Genomic DNA, 6,707 nt, shown 5'->3' on the forward strand with positions numbered 1-6,707 from the left:
CCCTTAATGCCTCTAACAGAAGAAGCAGCCGGGGATGCAGCCGTATAATGATGGTATAATATGTATAAAGAAATTTAAAATGAACAAATTATTTTTTACCGGACTCTTATTTCTTTCCGGTTCCTTTTATGCGAGTGCTCAGGAAACCATTGCCATAGACAGTAGTTATGCCAATGGTCATTACATGCAAAGACTCGATTTCTTTAAAAAGATGCCTAATCAAAAGAAAGAGATCGTTTTCGTTGGAAACAGCATCACCGAGGGTGGAAAATGGCAGGAATTGATCCCGAACAAACACGTCATCAACCGGGGGATCAGCGGCGATGTAACCTATGGTATTCTGGCCCGTTTAGATGAAGTTCTGGCCTCAAAACCACTAAAAATCTTTTTGTTGTGTGGTATTAATGACATGAAAAGAGGAACTCCAAATGAGGTTATCCTGGCCAATTACCTGCGTATGGTTAAAAAGATCAAAGCAGAGTCGCCTTCAACGCAAGTTTATTTTCAGAGTGTATTGCCTGTAAATGTTCCCATGCTGCCAAAGTCGTACGAAAAACTTTCCAATACCAAAATCCTGGCCTTAAATGAAGGGTTAAAAGCACTTTGCAATACGTACAAAGTGCACTATATAGATCTGCATGCAGTTTTTGCCGATGAGAACGGAGCGTTAAAAAAAGAGTTGAGTATGGATGGCCTACATCTTAAATCCGCAGCATATATTTTATGGGCAGATTATTTAAAGAAAGAACATATATTATGATAAAAGAGGCAAAATATAGCAGTTTGATCCTGGGCATCATGGCTATCTGCACCGCAGATGCGGCAGCGCAGCAAACGGTTAAGATTGATAGCAATTATGCCAATAGCTATTATCAGCAAAGAGTTGAATATTTTGATAAAATGTCTATCCCAAAAAATGCCATAGTCTTTTTGGGAAACAGCATTACAGAACGCGGTGAATGGCAGGAGATCTTATCAGATTCGCCTTATCCCATCATCAACAGGGGTGTTGGGGGAGATAATTCCTTTGGCATTTTAGCCAGGATGGACCGAATTCTGGCGGCAAAGCCAAGGGCGATCTTTTTAATGGATGGTATTAACGACTTGTTTAGGAAGCTGCCAAATGAGGTCAGCGTAAACAATTACAGAAGGATCATCCGGTTAATTAAACTGAAATCTCCGAAAACAAAGATTTATATCGAAAGTACCTTGCCCATCAATGAAGAAATGACCAAAGAGCCGTACACGAAGGAACGTAATAAATTGGTTCCATTGCTGAACGAGAAAATTAAAGCGATGGCCGTCGAAGAACAGGTTACCTATATAAATATCTGCCCGATTTTTCAGGATGAAGCCGGTAAATTAAGAAAAGACATTACCCCCGATGGCGTACATCTGAAAGCCAGCGCCTATATAGATTGGGTTAATTATTTAAAAAGTGAGAAATACTTATGAAGATCACCGGAACATTTATAGACGAAATATCCCATGATATCCCCCATCAAAACTGGGGAAGGAACGAATGGGAACAGGATTTCAAACATATGAAAGCGGCAGGAATAGATACCGTTATCCTGATCCGCAGCGGCTACCGAAGGTTTATTACTTATCCTTCAACATACCTTCAGCAGCATTATGGGTGTTACGCCCCGCCTATAGACCTGGTAGAGCTCTTCCTCGAACTCGCAGACCTTCATGGTATGCGGTTTTACTTTGGCCTTTACGACAGTGGCCATTACTGGGACAGTGGAAACCTGGATCAGGAGATTGATGCCAATCGTTACGTGATTGATGAAGTCTGGCAGAGATATGGCCACCACGAAAGTTTTGGCGGCTGGTATCTGAGCATGGAGATCAGCAGGAAGACCAAAGGAGCTACAGATGCCTTCAATACCCTCGGACTCCAGTGCAAAGGGGTAAGCGGCGGCTTACCTACCCTGATCTCACCCTGGATAGACGGTAAAAAGGCCATCCTGGCTTCTTCCTCCGGACTAACCAAGGAGGATGCAGTATCCATGAAAATCCATGAACAGGAATGGTCAGAAATCTTTGCCGGTTTAAAAGGCTCTATTGATGCTGTAGCTTTCCAGGACGGGCACGTAGATTACCATGAGCTTAGCGATTTTTTTGAAGTCAATAAAAAAATGGCCGATCAGTTTGGCCTGCAATGCTGGACCAATGCCGAAAGTTTTGACCGGGACATGCCCATTAAATTTTTGCCAATCAAATTTGAAAAGCTCAGACTGAAGCTGGAAGCAGCCCGCAAAGCAGGTTACGACAAAGCCATTACTTTTGAATTCTCCCACTTTATGAGCCCGCAATCCGCTTATATCCAAGCACACCACCTCTACAACCGTTACCAGGAGTACATCAAAACTCTATAATTTCACATACATAAATGAACAATTACAGTAAAACCTATAAAGACGAACTATTAAACAACATTATCCCCTTCTGGAGTAAAAATTCTATAGACCGCGAACATGGTGGTTACTTTACCTGTCTTGACCAGTTTGGAAATGTCTACGATACAGATAAATTTTGCTGGTTGCAAGGCAGGCAAATCTGGACTTACGCCATGCTTTATGATAAATTAGGGGCAAATGCAGAATGGCTTCAAATTGCGGAACATGGTGCAGATTTCATGAAAAAACATGGCCGGGATACCGATGGAAACTGGTATTTTTCATTTAACAAAGCAGGTCAGCCATTAATTCAACCCTACAATATTTTTTCCGATTGCTTCGCCTCTATGGGTTTTGGAGCATTGTATAAAATCAATCATCAGGACGAATACGCTCAGATCGCCAGAGACACCTTCTTCAATATTATGAAAAGAAGAGAAAATCCAAAGGGCAAATACAGCAAGGCTTTTCCAAATACCAGACCGCTAAAAAACTTTGCCCTCCCGATGATCCTTTGTAATCTTTCCCTTGAAATTGAACATTTGCTGGATCAGAAAATCATCAGTGAATTGATTGATGAAGTGATCTATGAAGTGATGGAAGTCTTTTATCAAAAAGATTCCGGACTGATCCTTGAAAATGTGGCACCAGATGGAAGTTTCTCGGATTCTTATGAAGGGCGAAGTATCAATCCAGGTCATACAATAGAAGCCATGTGGTTCATTATGGACCTGGGGGTAAGATTAAACGATAAAAAACTGATCAAAAAAGCTTTAGAAATTGCCTTTCGTGCACTGGAATATGGATGGGATAAAGAACACGGCGGAATTTTCTATTTTATGGATGCTAAAAACCATCCTGTACAACAACTGGAATGGGACCAAAAGCTTTGGTGGGTTCACGTAGAAGCTCTGGTTTGCATGGCTAAAGGTTATCATTTAACCGGTAGTGAAGAATGTCGCTCCTGGTTTGAAAAACTCCATCATTATACCTGGAATAAATTCAAAGATAAAGAAAATGGCGGGGAATGGTTCGGTTACCTAAATCGTCAGGGGGAGGTACTTTTACCACTAAAAGGCGGAAAATGGAAAGGCTGCTTCCATATTCCCAGAGCCTTATACCAAATTGCAAATACACTTGAAAAAACACCTTTGCAGACCAACAGCTTAATATAAATTAAGGCCATTAAGAGCTTGCTGATTCTTAATGGCCTCTCTATTTTCTAACTCACTCTTTTATGCCCCAGCAGCATATCCATAGCATGGCTCAGGGTACCTGCCCGGGTCACTTCTCCCGAATTGACAAAAAAGATCTCATCTGCATTTTCTATCGTATTCAATCGGTGTGCGATGATGACCTGAGTTGTTTCTTTGGGAAGTTTTTTTAGAATATTACTCAGCAATTTCTCCGTGATGGTATCAATATTAGCGGTCGCTTCATCCAGGATCAGCAATTCTGGTTTCCTTAGGACAGCTCTCATGAAGGCAATCAGCTGCTTTTGTCCAAGGCTAATGCTATCTGAACCCGAAGTGATGTTCGTTTCCAGTCCTTCGTCAAAAATAGCCAGCAGTTCTTCCAGGTTAGAAGCATGGATCACTTCCTCCAGTTGCGCATTAGAATAATCTTTATAATGGCTGTTCCCATACAGAATATTGTCTCTTACTGTCCCTGAAAACAAGAAAGGTTCCTGCAAAATAAATCCGATTTTCTGTGTCCGCTCCTCAGGTGTAAAAGAACGGATATCTCTTCCATTTAACAATACCATACCCTTAGTTGCATCATATAAACGTGCAATCAAAGAAGCTGTAGTGGTTTTACCTCCACCAGTAGGTCCAATTAAAGCATAGGTTTTGCCACGATCCAGCTTAAAACTGATGTTATGCAGGATTTCCTGATTTTGGTCGTAAGAGAAATGCACATTCCTGAATTCCAGCAGGACAGCTCCAGATTCTTGTGTTTCCGCTTTTACCTGCTGCAAATCGCTTTCCAGCGAAAGTATTTGAGAAATCCTATCCCAACCTGCCATAGCAACCTGGAAATTTGCCCACAGAGCGGCCAGCTGTCTCAAAGGATTATAGAAATTTGTAGCATAAGACAAATAACTCACCAATAAACCGATAGTAAACTCTCCTATGGAAATCAGATGGATGCCATACAACAACACAATAAGTTGGGCGAAACTCGATAACATTCCATAAACAGGCATAAAGATATTATTGGCAAGACCTGCTCCAATAGCTGTTTTATAATTTTGCCGGTTGGCTTCATCAAACTTCTTTCTAAAATAGTCCCGGCGGTTGAAGGCGATAATGACTTTAAAGTTATTCAGACTCTCTTGAATTTCGGCACTCATTCCCCCTGTACTTTTGAGATTGACTGCATTTTTACGCTTCACCCAGGGAGAAAGCACCGCAGTAAAGATCAAAATAAATACCGCAGGCAACAGTGCCGCAGCACCAAGTTTAAAATTGATCACCAACAGAAAGATTCCGGCACCGATCATCGTCACAATACTGCCAATAAACTGCATCAGTGACTGAGAGAAAAACTGATTCAGTTTATCGGTATCATTATTTACCCGCGAGATCAGATCACCTGCTTTATTCTGATTAAAAAAACCTACCGGTAGTTCCTGAAGTTTATTAAATATCGCATTTCTCAGCGTGTACAGCATGCGTTGCCCCACCCCTCCCATTAACTTCGTTTGTGTGTAACCGGTGATCAGGGTGATCAAATACATCACCAATAGGATACCGGAAAAGACCAATACGCCATGGTATTGTTTTGTCCTTACATAGGTATCGATCGTATGGCCAATTAGAAAAGGACCTAGCAAGAGTAAACCTGAGTTAATTAGAATGGTTACCAGTGCTTTAAGAAGGTTTTTTTTCTCATGACTGATGAGCTGAAGAAGTTTTTTAACCGCCTTTAAGGTCGACTTCTTTTCCTCCTGGCCTGTGGTCTGATTAAGATTGTAATTCATAATTGCTGGTACTCTGTTGTGAAGTGTAGATCTGAACATATTCCGGACTGCTTTTCATCAGCTCCGCATGTGTTCCCTCTGCTATTATTTCGCCCTGCATCAATACGATAACTTTATCATAATGCTCTACAGCAGCAATTTTCTGGGTAACGGAAAGTAAGGTCAAACCCGGATAATTTTGTTGCACATTAGCCAAAATCCTTTGTTCTGTATTGGTATCTACTCTGGCGGTAAAATCATCCAGCAGTAATACTTTAGGGTTTACAGCCAATGCCCTGGCCAGCATAATCCGTTGTTTCTGTCCGCCGGAAAGGCTGGATCCCCGCTCGGAAATTATCGTATTCAGTTTATCTGGCAAGCCGTTAATAAACTCTTTCAGTTCAGCGGTTTCGATGGCCTTTTCGAGCGATTCGTCTGTGACCGTATCACTGAACGCAATATTCTCCCGGATACTCAGATTGAACATAATACTATCCTGAAAAACAAAACCAACTTGCTGGTGAAAGGCTTCCTGCTGATAATCTTCGATAGGATGCCCATCGAACAAGACTTCTCCCGATTCAGGAGGAATTAACCCGGTGAGAATATACAACAGCTGAGTTTTTCCTGCTGCCGTTGGACCGATAACCGCAGTTTTAGAGCCGGCCTTAAGGCTAAAGGAAATTCCTTTTAAAGCTGGCTTTTGGCCATAAGAAATGGAAACATTTATCATCTCTACAGCTCCGGACAATACCTCTGTAATCGTACCGCTTTCAGGAACTTCTTCGGTATTCAGAACCGTTTCTATCCGCTGATAGGAAGCCGTAGCCTGGGCAATCACATTGCTCATAAACCCGATCACAAGAATTGGAAAGATCAGCAAAGCAAGATAGCTGTTGAAGGCTGCAAATTCTCCTAGAGACATGGTTCCCTGGATGACAAAATGCCCTCCCAGTGCCAGGATTGCAAGGCCGCCCATATTGGCTACAAAGATGATAACCGGGATCAAGCCAGCAAACAAACGCAGGATACCCAATCCAAGGTCTCTTGCCTGGGTATTGGCATCCAAAAATTTACTGTACTCCAGCTGTTGGGAATTAATGACGCGGATGAGTGAAGAGCCTAAAATACTCTCATTAATGACTTTATTCAGCCAGTCAATCACTTCCCGGCTTTTCTTGAACAATACTTTAACTTTACGAAGTACCATAAAAAAAGCCCCTCCTATGATGGGGATAATTGCTATAATAACCAATGCCAGCTTCCAGTTAAGCAGGAGTAACAAAATACTGGCACCTACAATCAGGAAAATAGACGAGGCGATAGATACGATGGCCTGG

The 6,707-nt window shown here is 41.9% G+C and carries 6 protein-coding genes; 4 read left to right on the forward strand and 2 right to left on the reverse strand.

Features of this window, described 5'->3' with window-relative positions:
- Positions 1-79: 79 nt before the first annotated feature.
- From VNZ46_RS09820 to VNZ46_RS09835, 4 genes are read left to right on the forward strand one after another with little or no spacing between them, the layout of a single operon-like run.
- Positions 80-760, forward strand: coding sequence for a GDSL-type esterase/lipase family protein (locus VNZ46_RS09820; RefSeq protein WP_325559983.1), 681 nt, complete (start codon positions 80-82; stop codon positions 758-760).
- Entirely contained in the window at positions 757-1,455 is a 699-nt protein-coding gene (locus VNZ46_RS09825) for a GDSL-type esterase/lipase family protein (protein ID WP_325559985.1), read from the forward strand. The genes VNZ46_RS09820 and VNZ46_RS09825 overlap by 4 nt, the downstream gene beginning before the upstream one ends.
- Entirely contained in the window at positions 1,452-2,384 is a 933-nt protein-coding gene (locus VNZ46_RS09830; RefSeq protein ID WP_325559987.1) for a DUF4434 domain-containing protein, read from the forward strand. Before VNZ46_RS09825 ends, VNZ46_RS09830 begins: the two co-directional genes overlap by 4 nt.
- A gap of 14 nt (positions 2,385-2,398) precedes the next feature.
- On the forward strand, positions 2,399-3,580 hold the full coding sequence (locus tag VNZ46_RS09835) for an AGE family epimerase/isomerase (protein ID WP_325559989.1): 1,182 nt from the start codon (positions 2,399-2,401) through the stop codon (positions 3,578-3,580).
- A gap of 47 nt (positions 3,581-3,627) precedes the next feature.
- Here the strand turns inward: VNZ46_RS09835 and VNZ46_RS09840 are convergent, their stop codons facing one another.
- The gene (locus VNZ46_RS09840; protein WP_325559991.1) at positions 3,628-5,388 is read right to left on the reverse strand and encodes an ABC transporter ATP-binding protein; all 1,761 of its coding nucleotides are present in this window, start codon (positions 5,386-5,388) and stop codon (positions 3,628-3,630) included.
- On the reverse strand, positions 5,372-6,707 hold a 1,336-nt coding region (locus VNZ46_RS09845), incomplete at its 5' end, for an ABC transporter ATP-binding protein (protein WP_325559993.1). The genes VNZ46_RS09840 and VNZ46_RS09845, both read right to left, overlap by 17 nt.

Source organism: Pedobacter sp. (assembly GCF_035566355.1).
GTDB lineage: Bacteria > Bacteroidota > Bacteroidia > Sphingobacteriales > Sphingobacteriaceae > Pedobacter.